This is a genomic window from Streptococcus sp. 'group B', assembly GCF_002073795.1.
GTDB lineage: Bacteria > Bacillota > Bacilli > Lactobacillales > Streptococcaceae > Streptococcus > Streptococcus agalactiae.
Genome location: NZ_CP020432.1, coordinates 642,501 through 667,810, shown reverse-complemented (window position 1 = coordinate 667,810; position 25,310 = coordinate 642,501). Strand labels below are relative to the sequence as shown.

The 25,310-nt window shown below is 34.3% G+C and carries 19 protein-coding genes and 4 pseudogenes (1 of these 23 only partly in view); 12 read left to right on the top strand and 11 right to left on the bottom strand.

All coding sequences use genetic code 11. From position 1 onward, the window contains the following. Window positions 1-173 precede the first annotated feature (173 nt). Window positions 174-1,367: a YSIRK-targeted surface antigen transcriptional regulator gene (locus A6J68_RS03780; RefSeq protein ID WP_000564876.1), complete on the top strand. Its 1,194-nt coding sequence runs from the start codon at window positions 174-176 to the stop codon at window positions 1,365-1,367. A gap of 194 nt (window positions 1,368-1,561) precedes the next feature. Here the strand turns inward: A6J68_RS03780 and A6J68_RS03775 are convergent, their stop codons facing one another. Next, complete coding sequence (locus A6J68_RS03775) at window positions 1,562-2,086, bottom strand: TetR/AcrR family transcriptional regulator (RefSeq protein WP_000237802.1); 525 nt, start codon at window positions 2,084-2,086, stop codon at window positions 1,562-1,564. Between the two features lie 131 nt (window positions 2,087-2,217). On the opposite strand from A6J68_RS03775, the gene A6J68_RS03770 reads away from it, so the two are divergent. The 9 genes and pseudogenes from A6J68_RS03770 (at window position 2,218) to A6J68_RS03725 (ending at window position 8,841) form a co-directional block, all read left to right on the top strand. After that, window positions 2,218-3,081 (top strand): cation diffusion facilitator family transporter, encoded by an 864-nt coding sequence (locus A6J68_RS03770; protein ID WP_000203282.1) that lies wholly within the window; start codon window positions 2,218-2,220, stop codon window positions 3,079-3,081. A gap of 84 nt (window positions 3,082-3,165) precedes the next feature. Next, complete coding sequence (locus tag A6J68_RS03765) at window positions 3,166-4,020, top strand: aldo/keto reductase (protein WP_000132683.1); 855 nt, start codon at window positions 3,166-3,168, stop codon at window positions 4,018-4,020. A 109-nt stretch (window positions 4,021-4,129) separates the two neighbouring features. Next, window positions 4,130-5,157 (top strand): annotated as a pseudogene (locus tag A6J68_RS03760) (zinc-dependent alcohol dehydrogenase family protein). 15 nt (window positions 5,158-5,172) lie between these two features. Further along, window positions 5,173-5,562, top strand: coding sequence for a stress response transcriptional regulator NmlR (gene nmlR / locus A6J68_RS03755; RefSeq protein WP_001873959.1), 390 nt, complete (start codon window positions 5,173-5,175; stop codon window positions 5,560-5,562). Window positions 5,563-5,571: 9 nt separating this feature from the next. Continuing rightward, a complete protein-coding gene (locus tag A6J68_RS03750; protein WP_001158473.1) occupies window positions 5,572-5,967 on the top strand; it encodes a cupin domain-containing protein in 396 nt (131 codons plus the stop codon). A 27-nt stretch (window positions 5,968-5,994) separates the two neighbouring features. After that, window positions 5,995-6,312: pseudogene (locus A6J68_RS03745) on the top strand (carboxymuconolactone decarboxylase family protein). 86 nt (window positions 6,313-6,398) lie between these two features. Next, entirely contained in the window at window positions 6,399-6,683 is a 285-nt protein-coding gene (locus A6J68_RS03740) for a DUF2316 family protein (RefSeq protein ID WP_000955820.1), read from the top strand. Window positions 6,684-6,921: 238 nt separating this feature from the next. Continuing rightward, a complete protein-coding gene (locus A6J68_RS03735; RefSeq protein ID WP_000948273.1) occupies window positions 6,922-7,413 on the top strand; it encodes a GyrI-like domain-containing protein in 492 nt (163 codons plus the stop codon). A gap of 82 nt (window positions 7,414-7,495) precedes the next feature. Continuing rightward, window positions 7,496-8,841 (top strand): IS3-like element IS861 family transposase gene (locus A6J68_RS03725; RefSeq protein ID WP_370657101.1). Its coding sequence is split into 2 segments (ribosomal slippage): window positions 7,496-7,952 and window positions 7,952-8,841, totalling 1,347 coding nucleotides; the frame shifts between segments, so codons are not numbered across the junction. Window positions 8,842-8,891: 50 nt separating this feature from the next. On the opposite strand, the gene A6J68_RS03720 is transcribed toward A6J68_RS03725, so the two are convergent. From A6J68_RS03720 to rlmD, 10 genes and pseudogenes are all read right to left on the bottom strand, one after another. After that, the gene (locus A6J68_RS03720) at window positions 8,892-9,281 is read right to left on the bottom strand and encodes a pyridoxamine 5'-phosphate oxidase family protein (RefSeq protein ID WP_000632623.1); all 390 of its coding nucleotides are present in this window, start codon (window positions 9,279-9,281) and stop codon (window positions 8,892-8,894) included. 12 nt (window positions 9,282-9,293) lie between these two features. Next, window positions 9,294-12,461 carry a leucine-rich repeat adhesin HupY/LrrG gene (gene hupY / locus A6J68_RS03715; protein ID WP_000162172.1) on the bottom strand — a complete coding sequence of 1,056 codons (3,168 nt, stop codon included), beginning with the start codon at window positions 12,459-12,461 and terminating at the stop codon, window positions 9,294-9,296. A 62-nt stretch (window positions 12,462-12,523) separates the two neighbouring features. After that, the gene (nrdE, locus tag A6J68_RS03710) at window positions 12,524-14,689 is read right to left on the bottom strand and encodes a class 1b ribonucleoside-diphosphate reductase subunit alpha (protein ID WP_000194382.1); all 2,166 of its coding nucleotides are present in this window, start codon (window positions 14,687-14,689) and stop codon (window positions 12,524-12,526) included. A 1-nt stretch (window position 14,690) separates the two neighbouring features. After that, window positions 14,691-15,104, bottom strand: a complete 414-nt coding sequence (gene nrdI, locus A6J68_RS03705) for a class Ib ribonucleoside-diphosphate reductase assembly flavoprotein NrdI (RefSeq protein ID WP_000378631.1) — start codon at window positions 15,102-15,104, stop codon at window positions 14,691-14,693. Next, a complete protein-coding gene (gene nrdF / locus A6J68_RS03700; protein ID WP_001192437.1) occupies window positions 15,105-16,115 on the bottom strand; it encodes a class 1b ribonucleoside-diphosphate reductase subunit beta in 1,011 nt (336 codons plus the stop codon). It abuts the gene before it with no gap. Between the two features lie 553 nt (window positions 16,116-16,668). Continuing rightward, window positions 16,669-17,577 (bottom strand): glycosyltransferase family 2 protein, encoded by a 909-nt coding sequence (locus tag A6J68_RS03695; RefSeq protein ID WP_000848920.1) that lies wholly within the window; start codon window positions 17,575-17,577, stop codon window positions 16,669-16,671. 209 nt (window positions 17,578-17,786) lie between these two features. Continuing rightward, window positions 17,787-21,487, bottom strand: a pseudogene (locus A6J68_RS03690) (S8 family serine peptidase). Between the two features lie 188 nt (window positions 21,488-21,675). Next, window positions 21,676-21,981: a GNAT family N-acetyltransferase gene (locus tag A6J68_RS03685; protein ID WP_001873962.1), complete on the bottom strand. Its 306-nt coding sequence runs from the start codon at window positions 21,979-21,981 to the stop codon at window positions 21,676-21,678. Window positions 21,982-22,010: 29 nt separating this feature from the next. Then, window positions 22,011-22,229, bottom strand: a pseudogene (locus A6J68_RS03680) (hypothetical protein); the annotation flags it as partial. A gap of 267 nt (window positions 22,230-22,496) precedes the next feature. Then, on the bottom strand, window positions 22,497-23,852 hold the full coding sequence (gene rlmD / locus A6J68_RS03675; protein WP_001103613.1) for a 23S rRNA (uracil(1939)-C(5))-methyltransferase RlmD: 1,356 nt from the start codon (window positions 23,850-23,852) through the stop codon (window positions 22,497-22,499). Window positions 23,853-23,950: 98 nt separating this feature from the next. On the opposite strand from rlmD, the gene recX reads away from it, so the two are divergent. Together recX and A6J68_RS03665 are read left to right on the top strand one after the other, a co-directional pair. Further along, the gene (recX, locus tag A6J68_RS03670) at window positions 23,951-24,727 is read left to right on the top strand and encodes a recombination regulator RecX (protein WP_000704971.1); all 777 of its coding nucleotides are present in this window, start codon (window positions 23,951-23,953) and stop codon (window positions 24,725-24,727) included. Window positions 24,728-24,810: 83 nt separating this feature from the next. Continuing rightward, window positions 24,811-25,310, top strand: partial view of a DUF402 domain-containing protein gene (locus A6J68_RS03665; protein ID WP_001239184.1) — the 5' portion only. The gene runs 34 nt beyond the window's last position; the window shows 500 of its 534 coding nt (coding positions 1-500); the start codon lies at window positions 24,811-24,813; the stop codon falls past the right edge of the window.

The window sequence follows — 25,310 nt, the reverse complement described above, 5'->3', positions numbered from 1 at the left end:
TATCTATACTTTTTTATCCAATCTAATCTGTTTTTTTTTTTTTTCTGATTTGACTTTTTCGGTTTTTTAATTCATATTTGGTTAAAAAGGTATCGACTACCTAATTATTCTGTTGACTTTAAAGAAATATTCTCTAAAATAGATAACATATTAAATCAAAGGTGGTAACTCATATGATTGATTTTCTACTGTTGAAATCATTACACAGTCTTCTAGGTCTAACTATTACTGTTTGTGATCAAAATTTTTCTGTTATCAGAGAGTATAAATCCGAGAAAACTATTTCACTTTTTTACAATCATTACCTTATTTTAAGTAACTTTAGTAAAACTCAACATGATTTTTTATTTCATTATGGCTCTTTAGGAGAACTTTTTCTTGTCCACCATATTCAACAATATTATATTATCATCGGTCCCTGGCGTAGCAATGTTATTGACCCTTTACTTCTTAAGAAAAAGCTGACTGAAACACAAATCAATGCTAGTGAACAAGACTACTTTATTGATAGACTATCCCAATTACCTTTCTTCTCACTTAGTCAAATCCGAGAATTACTAATAGTAACCAATTATTGTCTAACTGGGGTTGTGAAAGATAAATTATCAGAGCCCTTACATTACTACACGAAAGGGTGGAGCAACTCCTTTGATCTAGATAAAATTAAGCAATTTTCTAAACAGAATATGAGTTCTTACAAATATCAGTATCATTTTGAAAATAATATTCTAAAAGCTGTTAAATCAGGTAGTGAATTTCTTTTGAAAGAAACAGTGGAACAATTTAGCAATTCTATCGTACCTATAATCAGTGGAGATGAATTGCGATCTGAAAAAAACTACTCCATCATGATTTATGATCGTCTCTCACAGGCTACCATCCAAGCAGGACTTGATATCGAAACAGCTTATCGAGCACGAGATCGTTTTATAAAAGAAAACGAGTCAACTATAAGTCTAAATGAAGTTTTAAAATTACGTGATACTGCTATCTTATTCTATACTCAACAAGTTCATTCTTTAAAAAAACATCTCGAAACCCCTCATTCTCAAACTATTGTCGCAGTGATTCGATATCTTGAAAATAATCTAAATCGCTTTATTAAAACAGAAGAAATAGCTAAAGAATGTCACATGAGTGAATCGAAGTTACGAAAACTATTTAAGCAAGAAAAACACATCACTATTCAACAATATTTTCTAAACTTAAAAATCGAAGCTGCTAAGCAATTACTAGATGAAAATAAGAAAGTAGAAGAAGTTTCCAATTTACTTGGATTTTCCACTTCTTCTAATTTTTCAAGGACATTTAAAAAAATAGTGGGAATTAGCCCACTAGAATATAAGCAAAAGCCTAAGACAATATAGTAATCGAAAAATATTCATTTTGCTTATGGTGACATCAACAATCCCAAAGAAACTCTTTCATCAAGGGGACTTTTTTATCTCCCGAATTATACTCATTTAATCTAATAATTTCAACTCGCTATATTAGACAATCAATCCATTCATCACCTCTGATAACGCTAATGAAATAAGAGAATCTCCCAACTCTCTATAATTTACCTCTCTACCATAGTTAAATAATATTTTAGTAAATCTTCAACAGTCATTTTCTGTCTTTGATGAAGCCACCACTTTAAGGTCTCGATAAAACTGGATAAAAGAAATTGTTTTAAGAAATCTTCAGGAATGTCCACCTTTGTAATATACTCCTCACGCAATCTAGGGTAAACATCGTGTTCTAATTCACTTCTAAAGCGTAATAAAAAATAGGGATCGTCAGATAATAATAACGTAGCGATACTATCTTGATTTTGTTCAAAATGTTTTAAGATATGAACTAAATACTCTTCAAACGTAACATCTCTACCCTGCTTAAATAAGTGGTGAAAAAGGTCTTCACAGAGCTCCTTGAGTAACACTTCTTTGCTTTCATAGTGAGAGTAAAAAGTTGATCTTCCTACATTTGCAAGTCCGATTACATCTTGAACCGTTATTTTAGAATAATCATTTTCCTGTAGCAAGCTTATAAAAGCATTATAAATCGCTACTTTTGTTTTCTGAATTTGTCTATCTTTTACCATATAGGACACTTTCTAAGTTTTGTTCAGTATTGAACAAGTGTTCTTTTTTGTTTCTAGCAATTCTCTTTTATCTCCTAGATAATAGAAGAAAGAATCACACTACAATACCAGTATAACAAAAGGAGAAAAATATGACATCAAACAAAAAAGTGGCTATCGCTTTTATATTAAATATCAGCTTTTCCGTCCTTGAATTCATCTTTGGAAGTCTATTCTTCTCAGGAGCTATCTTAGCCGATGCTGTTCATGATTTTGGTGATGCAATAGCTATTGGCATCTCAGCTACTTTAGAAAAAAAATCTAAGAAAGATGAAGATACGATATTTTCATTAGGTTATAAACGTTTTAGCCTTTTAGGAGCTCTTATCACAAGTCTAATTCTTATAAGTGGATCTATCTTAGTCATGATAGAAAATATTCCAAAATTGTGGCATCCTACTCCTGTTAATTATCACGGCATGTTTATTCTAGCTGTCATCGCTATTATCATTAATGGTCTAGCTAGTTTTATTCTCCATTCTGGTCAAAGTAAACATGAGGAAATATTAAGCCTTCATTTTTTGGAAGATATTCTAGGGTGGTTAGCTATTATTGTTATATCTCTTATCTTAAATTGGAAACCGTTGTATATCCTTGATCCATTATTATCAGTTGCCATATCTACTTTCATCTTATCTAAAGCACTTCCTAAATTACTATCAACCCTGAAACTTTTTTTAGATGGTGTTCCAGATTCCATAGATTACGCTGCATTACATGATGAACTTAAGGGACTTTCGCAAGTAAGATCTATCAATCAACTCAATATCTGGTCAATGGATGGTATTGATAATCGAGCAATCATTCACTGTTGCTTAAATCAATTGATATCTGAAAAAGATTGTAAAAGAGCTATTCGAACGATTTGCCAACATTATAAGATAAACGATGTTACTGTTGAAATCGATTATTCTTTAAGAGAACATCAAAATCATTGCAAACCATTAAAAAACTAACCTGAGTGTTAGTTTTTTCCTTGACTTGGAGTTAACTCTAAGTGTTAAGATTAGGTCAATACTAATGAAAGAAGGAAAATAAAGATGACAGATACAATGATATTAAATGACAATCATAAAATACCAACTTTAGGTTTAGGTACGTGGATGATAGATAATGATAGGGTAGCTCAAGTTGTTAAAGATGCTATCGAATTAGGCTACCGCCATATTGATACTGCACAAGCATACAACAATGAAAAAGGGGTCGGTGTAGGGATTAAAGAATCTGGTATTACACGTGAATCTTTATTTGTTACGACTAAAATTGCCGCTGAACATAAAGATTATGAAAGTGCTACAAAATCAATTGATCGATCACTAGAAGCTTTAGGGCTTGATTATATTGATTTAATGATTATTCATAGTCCACAGCCTTGGAAGGAATGGCGTGAAACAGATAAACATTTTGACCAAGGAAATTTAGAAGCTTGGAGAGCTTTAGAGGATGCTCAAAAATCTGGTAAGGTAAAATCCATCGGTGTCTCAAACTTTTTAGAAAAAGACTTAGAAAATATCTTAAAAAATGGTTATGTTAAACCTGCTATCAATCAAATCTTAGCTCACATCGGAAATACACCTTTCGACTTGATTGATTACTGTCAAAGTAAAGGTATTCAAGTTGAAGCTTATTCACCAATTGCACATGGACAAGCATTGAAATCTGATGGTATTCAAAAAATGGCTGAAAAATATGGGGTTAGTGTTGCTCAATTATGTATTCAATATTTACTACAATTAAACCTGATCGTTTTACCAAAGGCTTCTAGTAAAGAACATTTACAGTCTAATCTAGACTTTGACTTTGTAATTAGTGACGAAGATATGTCGATATTAAAATCACTTATGTTTGACGATTATGGGGAATTTTCTAACTTCCCTGTTTTTAGTGGAAAATGAAACCATATGCGGATTTTTACAGATGTTTAATTTTCAAAATTTTTAAGTTTTTCTTGACTTGAAGTTAACTCTAAGAGTTATAATGAAGTTATAGAAAAGAGGTAAGGTTATGAAAGTAGCTACATTTATTGAACCTGGCAAAATGGTTATAACTGATACACCAAAACCAGTCATTGAACAAGAGACAGATGCTGTTATCAAAATTGTTAGAGCCTGTGTTTGTGGTTCAGACTTGTGGTGGTATCGTGGTATTTCAAAACGTGAAAGTGGTTCTTTTGCAGGTCATGAGGCTATTGGTATCGTTGAGGAAGTTGGTACTAAAGTAACTGACGTGTCAAAAGGTGATTTTGTTATTGTTCCCTTTACACATGGCTGTGGCCAATGTCCGTCTTGTAAGGCTGGATTTGATGGAAATTGTACAAATCATCAAGCTGAAAAAAATGTAGATACCAAGGTCAATATCTACGTTATACTAATGCAAACTGGGCATTGGTTAAAATTCCTGGTCAACCTTCTGACTATGATAATGAGACACTTAACTCTCTTCTCACCTTATCAGATGTAATGGCAACTGGTTATCATGCTGCAGAAGTTAAAGAAGGTGATACGGTAGTTGTCATGGGAGATGGTGCTGTTGGACTCTGTGGTGTTATTGCTGCTAAAATGTTAGGTGCTAACCGTATCATTGCAATGAGTCGTCACAAAGATAGGCAGGAACTAGCATTGACTTTTGGTGCAACGGATATTGTCGAAGAACGGGGTGACGAAGCCGTTAAACGTGTTTTAGATTTAACCAATCAAGCAGGTGCCGATGCTATTTTAGAATGCGTTGGTACAGAGCAGTCTGTTGATACAGCTACCCAAATTGCTAGGCCTGGTGCTGTCATAGGACGTGTTGGTATCCCACAAAATCCAGACATGAATACCAATAATTTATTCTGGAAAAATATCGGCCTTAGAGGTGGCATTGCTTCTGTAACAACATTTGATAAGTCTGTCCTTTTAGATGCTGTTCTAACTCATAAAATTAACCCAGGCTTAGTTTTTACAAAATCCTTTGTATTAGATGATATTCAAAAGGCTTATGAAGCAATGGATAAACGTGACGCTATCAAATCCTTAGTGATTGTTGACTGAATATCGATGTTAAAAATGCATATCAAAGAAGTTAGTAAAAAGACTGGCATTACGTCAGATACCATTAGGTATTATGAGAGAATTAATCTTATTCCCCCTATTCATCGGAGTGAATCAGGAATTCGTGAGTTCACACAAAACGATATTGATATTTTAGAATTTGTCCGCTATTTTAGAGGCGCAGGTGTTTCCGTTGAAAGTCTCATTGATTATATTCATTTGGTTGAAAAAGGCGATTCCACAATCCCAGCTAGGCTAGAAATTTTAAAAGATAAACGCAACAACCTTGAAGATAGGCTTCAAGGCCTCCAAGAAGCACTTAATCGTCTAAATCACAAAATAGACAATTATCAAAAAGTTCTTGTTCCTAGAGAACAAGAACTTTTTGATCCAACAACGAAATGAGGAAATCTTATGCAAGAAACAACTAAGTCTATCTTTCCTAAGGGTGAAAAAAATCCATATGGTGAATTCTTTATTAGGCAATCCTATCTCGCAGCATTAGCAAAATCTCCAGATGGGAATGTTTCAGTTGGAAATGTAACCTTTGAAGCTGGCTGTCGTAATAATTGGCATGTTCATTTGGACGGTTATCAAATCCTCCTCGTTACAGAAGGTTCAGGTTGGTACCAAGAAGAGAATAAAAAGGCAGTTTCATTAGAACCAGGTAACGTGATTGTAACTGATAAAGGCGTTAAACATTGGCATGGTGCTAAAAAAGATTCTGAATTTGCACATATTGCGATTACAGCTGGTAAGAGTGAGTTTTATGAAGCTGTTAGTCTTGAAGAATATTCAAGACTAGGTTAAATTCAAGTAAGGAGGAATCAATCCATTATGAAAGAAAAACAAACAGCCGGACGTCGTCAATTAGAAGAATTTGCACCTGAATTTGCCAGATATAATGATGATATTTTATTTGGTGAGGTTTGGGCAAAAGAGGATCATTTAACAGATAAAACACGTTCTATTATTACTATATCTGCCTTAATTAGCTGAGGAAATCTTGAACAGTTAGAGCATCATCTTCAATTTGCCAAACAAAACGGAGTTACTAAAGAAGAAATTGCTGACATTATCACTCACCTCGCTTTTTATGTTGGATGGCCAAAAGCTTGGTCAGCCTTTAATAAAGCTAAGGAAATTTGGATATAAAATAACAGACATAGCAAGGGAGATACTTTCCCAAAAGCCAAAAAGAAAGATCAACCAATTATTAAACCAACTATTAGGAGAATGATATGCTTACTATTCAAGAAATGAAAGATACAACCTTTGAATTACAAGAAAATTTTAGAAGGTTAAATTATCCTATTAAACAAGTTGCTAAAGACTTGCAACTTAATATCAGTGAAGTTGAATCTCTTTTAAGTCTTGATGTTACTTATCCTGGAGATGTTTGTATGCTGAGAGATTATCTAGAAGATATGTTGAAAAAAGAGGGTAAAGAAGTTTATCCATTTTCTAGATTAGCATCTCATTCAGCAAATCGTTGGTACCCTTATGAGACACCATGGCGTTATTAAAGACTAAAGATTAATCCATCATCTTTAGAGAAATAAACAAAAATAGTCAATAGATTCTTTTTAGAAAAAAGCTATAAAATAAGTGCCTCTTAGAGAATACTCTATATCATAAGATTTCTTCTTTGAACCATATCATTCCAAAAGAAAATTATGATTGCTAACAAGACAATTATTCTAAAAAGAAACTATTTTAACGACTCTATAATTACTTAAGGAATCATAAAGAATAAAGATTTTTATGCTATCATTTCAAATTGTTGAAAAGCCAGCAATGATACTTGCTGGAGTAACTTTAGAAAATGTAAAGTCAAATCAAGAATGTCCTAAACTTTGGGAAAAATTACATAAACAATATAATCCATCAAAACTAAAAGAAAAAGGTATCCAGCAAGCCATTGGCATTTGTAAAACACAACCTGATTTTCGTTTCGATTACAGTGCCACTTATCAAGTAGAGACAAGTGTCCAAGCCCCAAAAGGGTTAGAAATTATTAGGATCCCAAGCGCTACCTATGCAGTCATTTCTGTTAAAGGTCCAATGCCATCGAGTCTTCAAGAAACATGGCGAAAAATAATACAAGGATTTTTTCAAGAGAATAATCTAAAACCAGCTAACTCGCCAAACTTAGAAATTTATTCATCTCAACATCCACAAGATACTGATTATCAAATGGAAATTTGGCTTGCTATCGCAGATATTACTAATAACTCGAAAACAAACTTAATCTAGTATTGCTTAATATAAAAAAGCCCCTTCTTGAACTGCACCCCAAAAGTTAGACAAAAAATCTAACGATTGGGGTGCTTTTCTGATGAAATTAAGTTATGAAGATAAACTAGAAATATACGAGTTAAGAAAGATCGGGATGTCCTGGTCTCAGATTAGTCAACGATATGATGTTCGTATCTCGAATCTTAAATACATGATAAAACTCATGGATCGGTATGGTGTAGAAATCGTCGAAAAAGGTAGAAATGAGTATTATCCACCTGAATTAAAGCAGGAAATGATAGATAAAGTCTTGATTCATGGTTGTTCTCAACTCTCTGTTTCTCTTGATTATGCTCTCTCTAATTGTTCTATACTCACAAATTGGCTTTCCCAATTTAAGAAAAATGGTTATACTATTGTTGAGAAAACAAGAGGGAGACCGAGTAAAATGGGACGTAAGCGTAAGAAAACTTGGGAAGAAATGACAGAGCTCGAGCGACTTCAGGAAGAAAATGAGCGCTTGAGAACGGAGAATGCCTTTCTAAAAAAGTTGAGGGATTTGCGCTTGAGGGACGAAGCCTTACAGAGCGAACGGCAGAAACAATTAGAGAAATGGTCACAGGAGGATTCCGACTAGACCTCTTACTTGAGATAACTAAGATAGCTCGTGCAACTTACTATTATCAACTAAAGAAACTGAATAAACCAGATAAAGACAAAGCAATCAAATCTGACATTCAATCCATTTATGATGAACATAGAGGAAACTATGGCTATCGTCGGATTTATTTAGAACTGCGAAATCGTGGCTTTGTCATCAACCACAAAAGGGTGCAAGGCTTGATGAAAAGTATGGGCTTGACTGCTCGTATTCGTCGTAAGCGCAAGTATGCCTCTTACAAAGGTGAGGTTGGTAAGAAGGCTGATAACCTGATTCAACGCCAGTTTGAGGGGTCGAAGCCCTATGAGAAGTGCTATACCGATGTGACGGAGTTTGCTTTACCTGAAGGGAAACTTTATCTATCGCCTGTTCTTGATGGCTATAACAGTGAGATAATTGATTTTACCCTGTCTCGGTCTCCTGCCTTGAAACAGGTTCAAACCATGCTTGAGAGGGCTTTTCCTGCGGCTTCATACAGCGAAACCATTCTCCACAGCGACCAAGGCTGGCAGTACCAGCACAAGTCCTACCATCAATTTCTGGAGGACAAAGGCATTCGTCCTTCTATGTCACGGAAGGGGAACAGTCCTGACAACGGTATGATGGAATCTTTCTTTGGGATTCTAAAGTCTGAGATGTTCTATGGCTTGGAGAAGTCTTACAAATCACTTGATGACCTTGAGCAAGCTATCACAGATTACATTTTTTACTACAACAACAAGCGAATCAAAGCAAAACTAAAAGGACTTAGTCCTGTGCAATACAGAACTAAATCCTTCACTTAAAATAAATTGTCCAACTTTTGGGGGTCAGTACATCTTGAGGCTTTTTTATATTAAGTGATTTCTTTACCTGCATTAGCACCAGATTGTAAATTAAAAATACGCTCGACATGAATAATACCAACTGCTTTCGGAACCCCCATGCGTCCTTCTGCCCATTTTTTCGCTGCTTCGTAATAAGTACCTTCTGTTTGAATTTCAGCAGTTCCCACAAACCTGTAACCTAAAAGACGTTCACGATCAACAAAGGCAATTTCAATTTTCCCATTATCTTCAATGTTAATACGAGTTTGACCATCTGTATTTTCATTATAAATAAACGTTTTATCATCCCAGAGACGCATAGAACGTTTTGGGCCAATATTGGGTTGACCTTTAGCATCAACCGTCGCGACCATTGCTAACTGACTATTAATAATCTCTTTCATTTCTTGTGTAATCATATTAATTTCTCCTTATTTTCTTGCTCGTTTTCCTTTTTTCCCAGCAGTTACTAGGAAAAGCAAACATAAACTAACGTATCCTAGAATCTCGTATATAAAATTATTTTTAGAACTTGTTTGAGGTAAATTTACATCAGACTGTGACTTATGTAATTGCTGCTCGGACCTTATTGGTGTTACAGCTACAGAATTATTAGTCTCCGCATTTATATTATGACCTTTAGCCGCTCTATCACCGTCTACCTTTTCATTAGGTAAAGCCTTATTAAAAATCGGCGTTTTATAATCAACTGGTTTTAAATTTTTCTCCATTTGTTTTTTACGATAATTTGGGACTTCATTTAGGTACCCCTTAGGTGTCTTAGGAAGCAATCGGTCTGCTTCTGCCGCTGCATTTCGGATAGCTTGGAAAATTCCTAATCTATGATATTTTGCCAAAGGAATCTGGCGTATTGCTTTAATCTTATCAAGGGAACTATTTAAAATATCTTTAATATAAAGACCTTCATAATCAGCTAAAGTGGCAACTGCCAAGGTATGATAACCTTCATTATCCTCGTCAACATTTAATATAGGATTACCATATGCATCTTTTTGTCCCTCGCCAATAGTATCACTCATATCAAGTGCATAAATCAATTTTCCAGACTTGTCAAAATAAACGTTCAATCCGATATAATATTCTGGCAATGGTAAAGGCGTCTTTAATAAATAAACTCCTTGTACCATTGTAGCTTGCGCTAATGGTCCTTTTCCCTCGACTAAATCTGTCAGCAAGTCTAACTCTTTTTCCAAGCGCTTAACATTAGCTTTTTTAATAGCACTATTATTATAAGCTAATACCGCTTTGTTAATACTCCTCTCAAGCAAATGACCATTCTTTGTTGCCTTCTTGGTCACTAAAGCCTTCTCAGCTTTAGCTATGGCTTTATCCAAATCAACGCGACCAAGGAAAAATTGTGCTTCTTGAAGGAATTTTTGTTTTTCTCCTTGTCGGAGGTTAGATTTTGATAACAACGCTTTACCTGCAGTAGTCATTTCTCTAAACTGAGTTTGAGTAGTCTGACGTAATGTAGAGTAATCTAAACCTTCGATTATTTTTAAAACCTTTTCAAGGTCTACCATTGTAGAAGATAGCTTATCTGGATCAATGATAAAACGCTCACCATCTGCTAACATATGAGAATTATTATGTGTCCTAACAACCACTTTCTTACCAAAGCGTTTGTCCCCATCATTTTGATCAAAAGCATTAAAAGTAATCTGAGATAATGTAGATGAACCCTTCACTTCTTTCAAATGATTCCTTTTGAAAGCCTCTTCACGAATAGTCTGTAAATTTGGCGGTAAGACTACTTCACTAAGGGCATTATCCGAAAAAGCTTGGACCTCAATTGTCTTTAATTGTTTTTGCTCAGAGAGATTTACACTTTCCAGTTTATTGGATAAAAAAGCCATTTCACCAATTGTTTTAACCTTATTTCCGATAAACATAAGGTGAAGCGCACCATTTTGTCGAAAAGCTGAACGTCCTATTTCTTGTACAGATTCTGGAAGAACAATGGCATAAATATGATTAATATGGAAAGCAGCATCACCTATTTTGATAAGTTTGTCTTTCAAGTCTAGAGTTCCAATACGATTATTCATAAAGGCTCCCTCTTTAATCTCTTCTAAATCTTCACTTGCTTCAAAGGATTTCAAGTTATTAGATTGAAAAGCAAAAGCACCTATTTTCCGAATAGTTGAGGGGAGCTTTATTTCTTCCAAATCATATTTACGTAAAGTTTTACTTTGAAAATCAACATTGCGAAAAGCGTTATCACCAATTTCAGTAATAGTAATACCATTGTGTTGTTTTGGAATTTCTAAGTTTTTATTACGTCTTACCTTTTGTAAGCCTTTATTTGAAAAACCTGTAACACTATTTTTTTGATAGGTAAAATCTTCCTCTAACCATTTGGTATAATCCATATCAGGTGTTGCACGCCACAATGATTTGTCCGGATTGACGTAAGTATTCTCAGTCGCAAGTTGATGTGGATTTTGGCCTGTCCTTGTGCGCAATACAACCTGATTGTTGTAATGTTCATCTCCTGGATTTCCTGTAAAAGCTTCTGATTCTATTTTTTCAAGTCCATCCGGAAGCATAACATTCCTCAGATTATTATCTTGAAAACTTGCTTCTCCTATAACCTTAAGCTTACTTCCCAAAAATTCAACTGTTTGAATACGATTAGATTTGAAAGCGCGTTCTGCTAATTTTATCAAGTGACGTGGCAAGTAAAGCTTACCACCAATCTGATTATCAAAAAAAGCTAATTCTCCAATGACCTTTAGGTTATCTGGTAACTTTACTTGTTTTAAAGACATGTGAGCAAAAGCATAGTCTGAAATAGTCTCGAGACTCTCAGGAAGGTTAACCTCAGCAATATTCTTATTGTCCACAAAAGCATCTTGACCAATAGACTTATAACCATTTGGAATAGTAAGCTTAGTCAACTGGTAAGCATTAAATATTTCTCCCTCATCAATAATTTCCTTCTGATCAATATCTAAACGACTCGGTTTCCCATTTTCTCCTAGCCTACTTGTATATTCTGCAATGGCCGTCTTTTTATCTGGAGTAAAAGCAAAGCTAGCTACTTGTGTCAATTGAGTTCCATCTGCTGCATGACTTGGTAAAACCAAGTGTGATGTTTGAGATAACTTATTAATTCCAGATTTTGAAAAACCTACTAAAGTATCCCCTCTAGTTACGAAATCTTTTGCCTCCCAAGTTGATGTTTCTAGAGTTTCCTTTTTTGAAGCTGTATCCTGTTTTGGTACTTCTACTTTGCTAGCATCATTACTAGAATTGCTTGCTTCTTGTGTAACCTCTGGTTTTGCTTTGGGGACTTGTTTAGGGTCACTTACCACTGACTCGGTTTTAGAACTAGAGTTATTACTATTTCCATCAGAAAATAAATCACTAACTGTTTCATCAACAGTAGAATTCTCTTTAGAAACATTTGTTTTCCTCTCATTATCTTCTTCGAACCAATCATCTTCTGAAGCTGACTGGGTTTGTTCTTGTTTGACCGATTCCTCTCTTTCTAATCCATATACCTCCTGGCTGTATGTCACTACTGATACTGTAGTAAGTGCCAAGGCAAGCGTTTTAAGATGTTTTTTTGTCATTACAATAAAGCCTTTCTAAAAGCCAATATATTTCTCTTAATCTTCTGATTGAGTATATTTAGTTAAATCATGCAGGATTGACAGTCTTCTAAGTCCGATGAAGTGAAATCATCCAGCATATCATCATAACTCTCGCTACCTTCTAGGATGTCCTGTCTCACTCGTACATAATAAATAGAGGCACATTTTTGTTTAAATGCTTGAATATAGGCTTTATTTAAATCTCGCGTAGTTGCTTGATCTGTCATGAAAAGCGTTAACGAAATAGCTTGATCAATGTGTTTTTGAGCGGCAGCTGCAATATTGATAATCGCCTCAGATCCCACTTCATAAGCTCCTTTTTTGTAGTAGACATAATTATCTGCATCAATCTTATAAGCAGGTACATAAACCCTCCCCAGTGCTCCTTCCTTGCGTACTTCGACAGGTGATACAACCGGTTGAAGGCTCGGAGTACAAGAAGAAAGATAACTGATTGACCCTGTCGGAGCAACAGCTAATAAATGCGCATTAGCTAATCCTATCTCTTTAATACTTTGCACAAGCTTTCTCCAATCCTCTTGGCTTGGTAGAGTCAGACCATACTCAGCTAGTAGATTTTTAACACGCTGTGTTTTTGGCTCAAAGTTTTGTTCGGTATATTGATAGAAATAACTGCCATCAGCATAACTTGATTCCGAGAAGCCCTCAAAGGTTCCTTTTTCTTTTGCTAAATGGTTAGAAGCTTTAAAGGCATAATAAGCCATAGCGTAAAAGAAGCAATCTGTAAAATCAATAGCCTCTTGAGAATCGTAATAAATATGGTTAGTCGCCAAAAATCCATGCAAATTCATAGCACCTAAACCAACAGCATGATTAGCTGCATTACCTTTTTTAATAGATGGAGCACTATCTAAATCAGAAGTTCGAGATACACGATCAAGGGCTCTAATGCTATTAGCAATTAATTTTTCAAAATCCGCCGCTTGATCCATAGCACGCGCAATATTAATAGAACCTAAATTACAACAAACATCATGTCCAACCTTAGTGAAAGTCAGGTCTTCTGAAAATTGACTAGCTGTATTAACTTGTGCAATCTCAGAACATAAATTAGACATAACAATTCGTCCCTCTTTTTTGTGAGGGTTTTTAGCATTTACAGTATCTTCAAATAAGATATAAGGATAACCAGATTCAAAATGAAGCTCTGCTATCGTTTGAAATAGTTTTCGTGCACTAATAAAGGTTTTACGAATATCCGCATTGGCTAATAAAGTTTCATATTCTTCTGTGATAGAGATATCAGACATTGGTTTACCATATACTCGCTCAATGTCATACGGTGAAAACAAGGCCATATCTTTATTTGCCTTAGCCAATTCAAAAGTAATATCAGGAATAACAAGTCCTAGGGAAAGAGATTTAATTCGAATTTTCTCATCGGCATTCTCACGTTTAGTATCTAAAAACGTTAATACTTCAGGATGGTGAGCGTGTAAGTAAACTGCACCAGCTCCTTGTCTTTGTCCTAATTGATTGGCGTAAGAAAACGAATCTTCTAGTAATTTCATGACAGGTACAATACCAGTAGCTTGATTTTTAATACCTTTTATTGGAGCACCAAATTCCCGTAAGTTGGTTAAGCAAAGTGCTACCCCACCACCTCGTTTTGATAACTGAAGGCTTGTACTAATAGCACGAGAAATAGATTCCATATTGTCTTCAATGCGCAACAAATAGCAAGAGATATATTCACCACGACGTTTTTTCCCTGCATTTAAAAAGGTAGGTGTTGCTGGTTGAAAGCGATTTGCTAGCATGTCATCTACTAGGTCATAGGCAGCTTTTTCATCACCAGCAGCTAAAAACAGAGCATTCATTACAACACGATCTTCATAGTGTTCCAAATAATAACGATTGTCTTCTGTTTTAAGAGCATAAGCATTATAAAATTTTAAAGCCCCCATAAAATTTAGAAAAGCAAATTTCTTAGCGTATGCATGCTCAAAAATTTGGCAAATAAACTCAAGGTTATATTGTTTTAGAAGGTCCGATTCATAGTAGTTATTAGAAACCAAATAATCTAGCTTTTCAATTAGTGATGTGAACACCATCGTATTAGGTTCAACATGTTCTATCATATATTGTTCAACAGCCTCTTTATCCGAAGTAAAATGATAATTACCTGTGCGATCTCTAAAGCGTGTCTTCGCGTTCAACGAGAGATATGCATCTGATTGTGTCATCTTATTTATCCTTTCTAGTGAATTGGCAAAGTAACTCCTTTACCCTTGTAACATCTTCTTGTGTTCCCAGTAATTCAAATTGATGAAGCAAAGGAACATTTAATTTTCGAGCAATAATAGGTCCAGCAATGGCATAAGTGTCACCAAAATTGGTATTTCCAGAAGAAATAACCCCTTGGCAATGTTCCCGATTTTGTCGAACATTTAAAAACTGTACAACTTGTTTTGGAACTGCGCCTTTGGTATCATCTCCTCCTCCAGCGTAAGTAGGCACAATCAAAATATAATCCTCAGTAACCAATATACTACTACCATCTGATGGAATACGCTGGTTAGAACAAGCCAACTTTTGAACAAAACGATGGGTATTGTTAGATTTCGATGAAAAATAGACCACCTTCACTGTACTATCCATTTAAAACTCCCAATCTTCATCCAATGTTTCTTCTGTAATCCCCATAATATATGAAGAGCCGTTTCCTGAGAAGAAATCATGATTTTCATCTGCACGCGCCGAAAGTTGTGCAAAAACCTCAGGAGATATACGAGTCTCTTCTTCTGTAAATGGAGAATCATATCCTAAATTTTGTAAAAATTTACCAGCATTGTAAATGCTAAATCTGATTGCATCTTCAGCCAAATCAAAACCATCATATAGTTCGTAAAGATAGGCTTTTTCTAAATCAATCAACTGATAGAGGAGGTCAAAGACAAATGTCTTCATTTCGGCTTGCTTTTCTACAGATAATTTAGCAACTTTCTGTTGATACTTATAGCCACTGTAATAGTTATGAATTACCTTATCTCGTAAAATTAAACGAATAATATCAGACGTATTTGGTAATTTTCCTCTGGCTGAAAGGTAAAAAGGAAGGTAAAAGCCACCATATAACAAAAATCCTGGCATCATGGCTGCAGCAACCTTAGATTTCAAAGGATCGTCACCAGTATAAAAAGGAATAAGTATACGTGATCGAGCTTGTAGACTTTCAGTATCCACTACCCATTCATGTGCTTCCTCAATTTGTTGGCTAGTGCATAAGGTTGAAAAAATCGTTCCATAAGATCGCGCATGAATAGCTACCATAAAGGCAAAGTTAGCATAAATAACTTGTTCATGATCTGTCTGAGAATGCTTAATCTGAGCAATATCACCAACAGTAGCCTGCACAGAATCTAATAAGGTTAGACCAGTAAAAGTCCGAGTAATTAATTGCTGCCAATCAGCATCCAATGTTCTCCAAGAATTAAGGTCATTAGAAACTGGGATCTTTTCAGGTAACCAGAAATTTTGAGTTACTCTGTTCCATACCTCTAAGTCTTTGTCATCGTTTAGCTTATTCCAATTAACAGAACGCATAGGAAAAGCTTTTTCTGACAAGGCATAGTCAAGTGGTGATTGAGAACGATCATAGTATGATTGCATTAAACTAGTCTCCTAAATATTAAAATTAAGCGAGTTTTAAGCACCAAAAAAGCCTCCCAAGAGGACTGGATTTTTGTTAAAATCACACAACTATTGGAATGTTCTTCTTGATGTTTTTTTATTCTGGTAAGAAGCTAACTCTTGCTTCAAAACCACTGTTTTGTTAAGTCACGTTAAACTTTTTTGTCGGTTACCTTTATTAAGGATCTGCTTAAACAGTATACTAACACAAAGTTTTGTGTCTTTCAACATATATCACCACTATATCTTGTGTTTTCATCATAATGTAAAGAATATAAAAATTAAAAAATTAAGCAAGCTTAATTTTTATAAGAAAAAAGGCTTTTCCTTCATACTTTTCCTGTGTAAAACAAAAAAGGAGTAGCGATTACTACTCCTTTTCCAAAACCCGAAATTAATGCGAGCCAAGGTTCTACCTTGTTCTTTAATATTATTATACACTAATTTCGTTAAGTGTCAACAACTTTTTGAAAAATAAATATTTTCTATATTTTTAACTACAACTCAACTTGATTTCCTTCAACCAAAAAAATTATGCTTTTGGTTTACCGTAACCTGTTAAAAGTAGGATAGTCATAGCAACTGTTTCTTTCAATGATTTCCGACGAAGTTTTAATTTTGATAAAAGATAAATCCTTCTTATTAGATTGGCATTTTTTAATTCTATAAAACGACTAAAGAAGAGTTTACGCTCCAGGGACATTTTATCGGATACTTGAGCAAAAATAAGCGAAGCACGATCAAAAGAAGTATTTATCATCTGCCAAAACGTAGCCACCCCATATTGTCTCCCGTAATTATTTAGCGACTCTGCCCCTACTTGTCTACGCCAAAGGACTGTACTGTCAGAAATATAAGCCACATTTCCAACGGCGTAAGCCAGAGTTCCAACATAAGAATCATGGGCGCCAATTTGACGGTATTCCCAAAGCTTTGCTAACTCATGATTCATCATGATAACCATACCATTTATTTGGTTAAAGGCAATTTGTTCTTGAATAACTGTTGCTGGATTATGTTCTTTCAATACTGTTAATTTTTCATCTACAGAAGTCCAGTTCGAATAAACAAGCAATGGTAATTCTTGGTTAAATTTCTCTGCTTCTTCAAGGTAACGTTCTAAACGATTTTCTTTCCAAACATCATCCTGGTCTGAGAAAACATAAAAATCTGCTTTTTTATAGTTAACCAACTCGTAAAAACTGCGGTGACTTCCTAACTTTCTATCATCGTTAGAATTAATAAATATAAAACGTGAATCTCTATTAACATATTCTTTAATAATAGCTACTGTATCATCAGTAGATCCATCGTCCCTTATTAAACAAATCCAGTCAGTATAACCTTGTTGTATTATGCTATCTAATTGCTGGCGAAGGTATTTTTGACCATTATAGGTCGCTAAGCAAATATTTATTTGCCAATCTTTTATCGTTTTCATTGCTATCCAAACTCCTTAAGGCTAGTTCATCTTATGAAAGCTTACAAAGCGAACAGTATCACATACTAATCGTAATTATAATATTATAATATTATATGCCGTTAATCAATATAAAATTAATCAAAAATAAGAGTCAATACCCTAAAAGTCCAGCTTAACATAATGTTAAACTGAACTTTTCATCATATTACCGAGTAGTTTACTTAGTTTTATTTACTATTATTTTTAGTCTTTTTGGGTTTCAAGTAAAGAAGTAAACTAGATAACAATGCCAAAGTGCCAACAAATAGACCATTCGTTGCTCTATCTGATGTACTAGGTAAGGTATGGTTAACAGAATCCCCGTTATGTTTAGGTGATATGATCTTAGCTACTCTGCTACTATTATTGTTTGTAGAAGTGAGGACTTTCTCATTTCCTGATTTAGTTATTTCTTTAGACAATGATTGAGTAGTAACTGTAGTTTGAGGCTTAACTAATGTTATTTCTTCTAGATTCTTGTTTACTACTTTTCCTTCTTTAGAAATAAACATAGGTTCTTTCTTCAAGTTATCAAAATATTTGAAACTGTTAGAAATTACTATAGCGTTTTCTTTCTCTGATACTACTGCCTTATTCAAGAGGTCAGACAATTTTACCGTTGCAAAATTACCAGCTTTATCTTCCACAACAAGTGTCAAGGCCTTAGGGTCTACCGCAACCTCACTCTCTCCTATCTTAACCGTTTTAGGAAGTGTCACTTTACCTTCTTGATCTATATGGAAATAATGGTAAGAAGTCTCATCCCCATATTCTTCATCTTTTACAACATGAGATAAAACTAATTGTAAACGATATGTAGGAACATAACTACTTTCCTTAGGCATGGCTAAGCTTAATGTTCGATTAGTTTCATCAAACTGAGCTCGTGAAGGAAGATTTGGTGACTTAGTACTTACTTGAACTTTAAAGTCTGACTCCTGACTATTTGCTCCTTCTGCTACTGGTGTGTAACGTAAGCGATAAGTATAAAAACCATCTGCTACAACTTTGCCATCCTTATCTAAACCACTCCACTGAAGAGCATCCATACGATAATGACCATCACTTTGCTTTGGATTATTATGGAAATTTTTACGATAAGATGGTAAAACCTTACTTTGCCAAATAACATTTCCATTTTGATCTAGAACTTGAGCAGAAATATCCTTAACATTTCTTAAGAAAGTTGCCTGGGGAGTGATTTCGTCCCTATTTCCATCTTTATTTGGAGAAATGGCAAAATATGGATTATTCGCTGCATCTCTTTCCAAAAGATGAATTGTTTTATCCTCAACCTTATTCTCAAAAGTTCCTAAAATAATTCTTTTTGGACTCTCCGGTGCTAATTCTAACTCCCCACCATTTTTGACATAATCAACATAGCCCCAAGACGCTGATTGTGTTAACAAGGCAGTATAGTTGTTGCTTTCAAAAGGAGCTGATTCATTGTACTCCAATTGGTCTTTATGAGTTGTATCATTTGGTTTATAGTAGAAACTACCTTTAGAAAGCGTCTTATAAATCGGTGTTTCAAGTGCTTGTAAGTTCGCAAAATCACCATTAAATCCTACAAAAGGAATACTCATTAACTCCTGATTACTATCCTTGGCTTCTTTAAAACGTACAAAACCTTCTAAGAAATAACCATTTGCCATCTGTTCTTTTAATTTCTGACTAAATTGACTAGCATCAATAGTAAATCGAACTTGTGTTTCTTTATCACGAAGAATTACTTTCTGCCAATTAGTATCTAGCAAGGCTTGTGGTTTAAGGGCAAATTTACCTTTATTTACTTGTTCTGTTGCTACATTAGCTTGATAATACAATTCTTTGACACCTTCTACAAGTTTATGAATTGTAACTGTGATATCAAATTTATCTCCCTCTCGTTTGAGATTAATTTTAACTTTGCCATCGTTTCCAGTAACATAATATTGAGCTTGGATAGCTTTTTCAGCATCAACTACACCTGCACCTTGCTGACGTGGTGAATAAAACGCCTTATCCTCTTCACTATATAATGCTGTTGCTGAGCTCATGAGGATGTTTTTAGACAATTCTAGCAATTTTTTAGAATCTAAATTCATCCCTTTATATTTCTCAGCCAAATGACTTTGAAGCATTGTCATTAATCCTGCAACATGTGGTGAAGCCATACTTGTACCAGACATTGTTTAGTATTGATTATTATAGGTTGAAGAATAAATTTCAAAGCCAGAAGCTGTTACATCAGGCTTGATTGCTCCTTCAGCTGTCACGCCCCAACTTGATTGTTCCAGCATACGATTGCCACCTTGGCTATCAACTACTTCAAAACTCTGGTTAAATGTTAACTGACTTGAAGTATTTTTTATACGCTCGCCATCTACTTTACTAATAACCCCCACAGGTAATTCACGGTAAGGAATTAGAAAATTTCCACGTTTTTCTTGATCGTTAAAAATAACGATACCAACAACACCTGCATTTGTAGCATGAGTGATTTTAGTCATAAAATCAAGTCCACCACCACGCTCAATTAATGCAATCTTACCTTTAAAGTCCTTACCTTCAAAATCTTTTTTGCACCATAATTGGCATAAACCACATCGTAGGCCTTACCTTTGTCAAAAGGTTTAGAAGTCACAATCGGCAACTTAACTAACTTACCTTCAATAGTTGTTTCAACGACCTCACTGATAGTTTTAAGTGATTCATAGCTAGCAACACTCAAAGTATCTTCAGAAATAGCTGGACTATTAACCGTACCGTAGTCAGGATTAGTTGATAATGGTTTGCTATAATCCATACCAAATGCACCTTCATTTCCGGCAGCCACAACAACTGCAACGCCCTTCTCAGAAGCTAATTTAAGTGCTAATTTAACTTTATCATTGAGAGCAATTAAAGAATCAGCCGTTTTTCCCAGGCTCATATTAATCGTTTTTGCTCCTAGATTAACAGCGTCTATGATTGCTTTAGCATATGCTTCTCCAAATTTGTCCGAATCAATTTTATCTGGAATACGCATTAATAAGACTTGAGCATTTGGCGCTGCACCTTCTAAAAGAAGACTATTGATTGCTGGACGTTTACTATTACCTACAAAAATACCAGCAACGTGTGTACCATGCAAAATATTCTTTGCTTCTGACCCATAACCATCTTTCATAGCTGCTGCAATATCAGCCACCGTTTCTGTATTGTTGGCGTAGTTATGTGCAAAAACAATCTTATCGTTAACCCATTTCCCATAAGTGATATTATGTTTTGCTTTTAATTCCTCAAATTCTGCCTTAGTTTTAAAGCTGTGCTTATCATCTTTTGGGCTATCTAAACGAAAAATATCATGGTTAATATCAAAGCCAGTATCAATAATAGCTACTACATTTCCCTTTCCTCTTTGGGTTGTGGCTTGTAATTTTGTTATTTTAGATGTATCAAGAACAGCAAGCGATGACTTGCTTTCTGACTTCACCTCTTCATATGCTGAGGGAACTTTCTGTGCTATTGCAGTTGAAGCATTTGTTACTACATTGCTTTCTTTATTGTTGGTTGTCTCTGGTTTAGAGGGATATTCTTCTTCAAGATCAGCCCCCAAATTAGACGTATCAAGGTTTTTAGATAACTCTTCTAATAATTCATCTTCTGTTTTGTCATTTTTTACAGATGTATCACCCATTTCTTTCACTGTATTACTAGCAGAAGCAGCTGTTACAGATGTTTTTTCAACAATATTAGTAGTTACCGATGGCGATGGCTGTTGAGCAACATTAGCAATTACAGGTGATTGCTCTTGGTTTTTTAATTCTTGCTCCTCTGCATTCACTTGATTGCTATGCATTAATAAAATACTAGTTGTTATAAGTGTTAACTTTAAAATAGCCTTTTTTGAGTGATGTTTATCCACTTTTCCTATTTCCTCCAAAAATCAGTATGCATACTATATTACAACATAATTAATGTATTAGCAACAGAATAATTAGCGATAAATTTTATTTTTATTTTTTAATTTAAATTTTTTTAATTTTTTGTTAATTAAAAGATCTCTCAGTAATACTGAGAGACCTTTTAATTGATAGTTTAAATAGTATGTATTTATGATAAAACCATATCAAGATGAGGAATATTATCTTCTAGATAGATATCTGAGATAGGTTGAAATCCGAAAGATTGATAAAAATCTTGTAAATAAGCTTGGGCCTGAGCATAAATAGGTTTATTAGGGTAATTTGCCTCGCTAAATTTAATCTCATATTCCACTAATTGATTTCCTAATCCCTTTTTTCTAAAGTCTGGATTAACAATCACACGTCCCAAATGCACCTTATCATCTTCTGGTATCAATCTATAATAAGCTGCCAATTGACCATCTACCCAATTCATCCCATGCAAACAAATCAAATCTTCATCACCAACCTCTTGATAAGGACAATCTTTTGTCCTTTAAATTCTAATTCATAAATGGGAATTTCTAAGTTTGCTACACTAGTTCTAGCAATTTCACGATGAGGCAATTCTTCTAAAATGCGATTGAAAGTCTCCCGCGCAAAACAGGTAATAACAGTCTTTGGAAAACCTTTTATTGGTGAATTAATATCTTCAGGATTAATAGTCGCTTTTCTACTATTATCGAATGAATTTATTATCATAAGCATTTCCTTTAAACCTTAATTTACGATGTTCTATCATCTTGTTAAAAATATTTTTTCTATTTTAACCCAATGAAACTTAAAAGGCAAGGTCAAATTTGCAAAGATGAATATACTTAATGGAATTATTTACCATTTCTAAGGTAAATTTCCGTATCAAATAGCTTAAACCATGTGTTTTATACTATGCTATATTAATATCTCACCATTACTATCTAAAAATAAGAATACCCAAAAATACTCTTATTTTTAGATTAGAAAACTTTATTATACCTTACGTTGTAGTTTCACTACAGCCTCGGTCCTTGCTGTATGTGGAAACATGTCAACAGATTGGATGTAGTGAACATGGTATACTTTTGTTAATGTTACTAAGTCTCTAGCAAGCGTAGATGTATTACAAGAAACGTAAACCATTTTTTCTGGAGGCATTTTTAGTATAGTATTTAGCAATTTATCATCTAAGCCTGTGCGAGGAGGATCCACGATTAACGCATTAGCGCGAAATCCCTCACTATACCACCTAGGGATAATATCCTCTGCCTTTCCAGCTTCGTAATGTGTATTAGTAAAACCCATATGAAGTGCGTTCTCTTTAGCATCCTGAATAGCCTCAGGGATAATATCCATTCCACGAACACTTTTAACTTTTCCAGCAAAAGCAAGTCCAATCGTTCCTACTCCACAATAAGCGTCAATTAAATCATCATCTTCCTTCACATCTAAGGCCTTGACTGCCTCACTATATAAAATTTGTGTTTGTTTAGGATTAAGTTGATAAAAAGCACGTGGTGATAACGAAAAACCATAATCTAATACTTCTTCATTGATGGATTCTTGACCCCAAATAACTTCTGTTATTTGACCATAGATATCACTTGTTTTACTAGCGTTGATATTTACAGCAACTGTCTTTAACTCAGGAAACTCTCGAACTAATTCAATAACAACATCATCAAAATCAAGTCTTTTACTTGTGATAAAAATCAGTTGAACCTCTCCACTCGCTTGTGCTCGTCGAATCATAACAGTACGAACACCAGCTATTTTACGTTCATTATAAATAGGCAATTTATATTTTCCTAAAAGTTCTGCAACTCGATTTATCATTTCCTGAGTAAGCCTATCTTGCACTAAACAATCTTTGATATCAATCAATCGATGTGTCCCTTGTGCATATAAACCTGCCTTTACATTCCCTCCAAACGAACGCACTTGAAATTGTAATTTAGCACGATAGTGTTCAGGTTCCGACATACCTATCGTTTTACGGATTTCATAATTCTCATATCCCTCTGGTTTAAATTTCATTAGAGCCTGTCGAATAATATCCGTTTTAAACTCTAGCTGCTTATCATATTGAAGGTGCATTATTTGGCATCCCCCACATTCTTTATAAATAGAACAAGCGGGATCTACCCTATTTTTAGACTTTTTATTTATCTTTAACAGTTTAGCTTCTGCAAAATTACGTCTAACAGAAGAAATCTGACAAAACACCTCTTCTCCCTTGAGAGCCCCTGGAACAAAGATTAGTGTTTTTTTATAAAAACCTATTCCTTCACCATTAATTCCCATTCGTTTAATTTTTAAAGGAATTCGCTGTTTTAAAACCACATTCATCAGTTCATTACTCCCTAACTAAGAAAATACTATAAATCCATAACATTTAAAAAAAGACTCATTTTTACTATTTTATCATTTTTGCTATAATAAAAACTATGAAAATAACCAAAATCGAAAAGAAAAAAAGACTTTACACTCTAGAGCTAGACAATACCGAAAATTTATATATAACAGAAGATACTATCGTTCATTTTATGTTAAGTAAAGGGATGATAATTAATGCCGAGAAACTTGAAAATATTAAAAAATTTGCCCAACTATCATACGGTAAAAATCTAGGTCTTTATTATATTTCTTTCAAGCAGAGAACCGAGAAAGAAGTTATTAAATATCTTCAAGAACATGATATTGATTCTAAAATTATTCCACAAATTATTGATAATCTAAAAAGTGAGAATTGGATAAACGATAAAAACTACGTGCAATCTTTCATACAGCAAAATCTAAATAATGGCGATAAGGGGCCATACGTGATAAAACAAAAATTATTGCAAAAAGGTATCAAAAGTAAAATAATTGAATCTGAACTTAAAGCTATAAACTTTCAAGACTTAGCATCCAAAATAAGCCAAAAACTCTATAAAAAATATCAAAACAAACTTCCACTAAAAGCATTAAAAGATAAATTGATGCAGAGCTTAACTACAAAAGGATTTGATTATCAGATAGGGCATACCGTAATTCAAAACCTTGAAATTGAAAAAGATCAAGAACTTGAAGATGACCTCATTTATAAAGAATTAGATAAACAATACCAAAAATTATCAAAAAAACATGACCAGTATGAATTAAAGCAACGTATAATCAATGTCTTAATGCGTAAAGGATACCAGTACGAAGATATCAAAAGTGCTTTAAGAGAATATTTATAAGATAATAACTCTCAAACGATGTATTTTACAGAAAATTATGATAAACTATAACAGACGTATAAATTGTAGAAAGTTGGTAGGCTATGAGATTACCTAAAGAAGGCGACTTTATTACAATTCAAAGTTACAAACATGATGGTAGTTTACACCGAACTTGGCGTGACACCATGGTATTAAAAACAACCGAAAATGCCCTCATTGGTGTTAATGATCATACTTTAGTAACAGAAAATGATGGTCGACGCTGGGTGACACGAGAGCCTGCAATAGTATACTTTCATAAAAAATATTGGTTTAACATTATCGCTATGATACGTGAAACTGGTGTCTCCTACTATTGTAATCTAGCAAGTCCGTATATCTTGGATCCTGAAGCACTCAAGTACATCGACTACGACCTTGATGTCAAAGTATTTGCAGATGGTGAAAAAAGACTACTGGATGTGGACGAATATGAACAGCATAAAGCTCAGATGAACTATCCTACCGATATTGATTATATATTAAAGGAAAATGTAAAAATATTGGTAGAATGGATAAATGAGAATAAAGGCCCCTTTTCATCATCATATATCAATATCTG

Excerpts from the sequence above, each read along its gene's own strand:
- rlmD (WP_001103613.1), bottom strand. The coding sequence starts at position 23,852 with ATGAATGTGGTTTTAAAACAGCGAATTCCTTTAAAAATTAAACGAATG.
- A6J68_RS03720 (WP_000632623.1), bottom strand. The coding sequence starts at position 9,281 with ATGATTACACAAGAAATGAAAGAGATTATTAATAGTCAGTTAGCAATG.
- nmlR (WP_001873959.1), top strand. The coding sequence starts at position 5,173 with ATGCATATCAAAGAAGTTAGTAAAAAGACTGGCATTACGTCAGATACC.
- A6J68_RS03770 (WP_000203282.1), top strand. The coding sequence starts at position 2,218 with ATGACATCAAACAAAAAAGTGGCTATCGCTTTTATATTAAATATCAGC.
- A6J68_RS03780 (WP_000564876.1), top strand. The coding sequence starts at position 174 with ATGATTGATTTTCTACTGTTGAAATCATTACACAGTCTTCTAGGTCTA.
- A6J68_RS03765 (WP_000132683.1), top strand. The coding sequence starts at position 3,166 with ATGACAGATACAATGATATTAAATGACAATCATAAAATACCAACTTTA.
- A6J68_RS03775 (WP_000237802.1), bottom strand. The coding sequence starts at position 2,086 with ATGGTAAAAGATAGACAAATTCAGAAAACAAAAGTAGCGATTTATAAT.
- A6J68_RS03740 (WP_000955820.1), top strand. The coding sequence starts at position 6,399 with ATGCTTACTATTCAAGAAATGAAAGATACAACCTTTGAATTACAAGAA.
- A6J68_RS03735 (WP_000948273.1), top strand. The coding sequence starts at position 6,922 with ATGCTATCATTTCAAATTGTTGAAAAGCCAGCAATGATACTTGCTGGA.
- A6J68_RS03750 (WP_001158473.1), top strand. The coding sequence starts at position 5,572 with ATGCAAGAAACAACTAAGTCTATCTTTCCTAAGGGTGAAAAAAATCCA.
- nrdE (WP_000194382.1), bottom strand. The coding sequence starts at position 14,689 with ATGACACAATCAGATGCATATCTCTCGTTGAACGCGAAGACACGCTTT.
- nrdI (WP_000378631.1), bottom strand. The coding sequence starts at position 15,104 with ATGGATAGTACAGTGAAGGTGGTCTATTTTTCATCGAAATCTAACAAT.
- recX (WP_000704971.1), top strand. The coding sequence starts at position 23,951 with ATGAAAATAACCAAAATCGAAAAGAAAAAAAGACTTTACACTCTAGAG.
- hupY (WP_000162172.1), bottom strand. The coding sequence starts at position 12,461 with ATGACAAAAAAACATCTTAAAACGCTTGCCTTGGCACTTACTACAGTA.
- A6J68_RS03695 (WP_000848920.1), bottom strand. The coding sequence starts at position 17,577 with ATGAAAACGATAAAAGATTGGCAAATAAATATTTGCTTAGCGACCTAT.
- nrdF (WP_001192437.1), bottom strand. The coding sequence starts at position 16,115 with ATGCAATCATACTATGATCGTTCTCAATCACCACTTGACTATGCCTTG.